2 protein-coding genes are annotated in these 1,752 nt (G+C 36.0%); both read right to left on the bottom strand.

All coding sequences use genetic code 11. The features are described from left to right. Positions 1-946 (bottom strand): MBL fold metallo-hydrolase (locus E1176_RS01470; protein WP_155208806.1); only part of this gene is annotated, 946 nt, incomplete at its 3' end. Between the two features lie 248 nt (positions 947-1,194). Then, complete coding sequence (locus E1176_RS20870; RefSeq protein WP_222933050.1) at positions 1,195-1,665, bottom strand: hypothetical protein; 471 nt, start codon at positions 1,663-1,665, stop codon at positions 1,195-1,197. Between the last annotated feature and the right edge of the window lie 87 nt (positions 1,666-1,752).

Raw genomic sequence — 1,752 nt, 5'->3', positions numbered from 1 at the left:
TTTTTTCAAAAATAACCTCACATGTCTGCCCATTCTCGAATGTATACATGCCTTCGTAACCGTTGAGGATGTCTTTTGAAAGTAGAATTGAAGGTATAAAATCAACGGAGATTGTTTTCTCAATGGTCTGGGTCCAAACTTTTTCAGAACCTGTAAAAAATTGAGCTAACTTTTTTATTTGCTCATCTTCAATCATGACGTTTGCAGTTTTTCCATCAGTGTGAAGTGTTTTTATTCTATTTACCCATTTTTCAGAGTTTTCTTTAAATGTCAGGAGTTGTTTTTTATCCGATTTGAGATTGCCGTGTGCGGGAACAATTGTTGTATTTGCATCCCCAAGAGCTATGGCTTTGTTCAATATTTCAACATGACCTTTACTACCACCTCCATAGTAAAAATGAGGAAACGAATTAGTCATATAGCTGTCCCCTATAAATATTGTATTATTCTTTTTGAAGTAAATGAGTGCATCATCAAAAGTATGGGCAGCTATATGATGTAATTCAATTGTTTCATTTCCCATTTCAATCGTGTAACTATCAGTAAAGGTAATATCGCTGGTTGCTTTTGAATACTTAGAGTTTTCATGGGCAATTACTGTTGCTCCTAAAGCAGAGAAGTAAGAGTTTGCTCCACTATGGTCGCCATGACTGTGTGTGTTTAATACGTACTTAATTGGCTTGTTTGATATAAGCTTTATTGCATTAGTAAGCGACTGTTGTTTACCGTCTCCTGCCATTGGGTCTATCAATAATAGTTCCTCAGAACCTACGAAAACCCCAATGTTTGTATTGTAATTAACTGCCTTGAGTACATACAAATTGTCATTGATTCTCTCCTGAATAAAATCTGCTGATTTGCTATTCTGTTGTTCGGGCTGTGCATTGATACAACAAACCGTAAATAGAAATAAAATATTGAAGATGAAGAAGTTAATTACTTTCATGAATTTTCACTTTGGTTGAAATGAAATTAATAGGTGAAATCCATACTACAAGGCAGGATGAGTTCATTAACAAGTATTTAACATATGTTGGGTAGATAAATGCCAACGTAGACGTGCAGTGAATTAAGCGGCTACCTTACTTATTTGGGTCTAGCGACCTGCAATGAGTTTGAGTAATGGGCGATTTGTAGTCACAAAACAGTAAAGCACTTTAGCATATGCGATGGAAGGCAATGTTGTGCATCTTATTACTTAATTCGAGTCACAGGCCATAGAGGTGAATTTTTTAAGAAGTTGATCAAATTATCTAGTTCATTATTTTTGACTGTGGAGTACAAACTGAAAACATTCCAATAGTCTTTTGTTCGAGCGATCAGAACGGTAGTCTTGATAAAGGCTTGATAAAAAGAAACCAATGCAGCGAACCAAAGAACGAGAATGATCATAAGAAAAGCCCATACAATTTGGGCGCCCTTAATGGCGAACCCATCAACCGAATTCAACGGCAAAATGTAAATAAAACAAACAACACCTAAGCTCAAATTGATAAGTCCAAAGATGATAAGGGTCAGCCTATTTTTAACTCTGACGCCTTTTTTAATCTCCAATTCCTGAAGTTGGTCTGTTGGCAATGTTCGATAACAATATCCACTTCTTAATAGGTGAAGGCCATCAGCGTTTAAGCCGAATTGATCCGTTTTGAAGTTATATACGTTCATCTATTTCGTTCGCCAGATATGATGCACAACGGTTTAGTAAATGGCTCACAGCGGACAAATTAGCGATTATTTTTCGGTTTATTTACA

This window comes from Fulvivirga aurantia (assembly GCF_009711475.1).
GTDB classification, from domain to species: domain Bacteria; phylum Bacteroidota; class Bacteroidia; order Cytophagales; family Cyclobacteriaceae; genus Fulvivirga; species Fulvivirga aurantia.
This window is presented reverse-complemented; position numbering and strand designations above follow the sequence as displayed.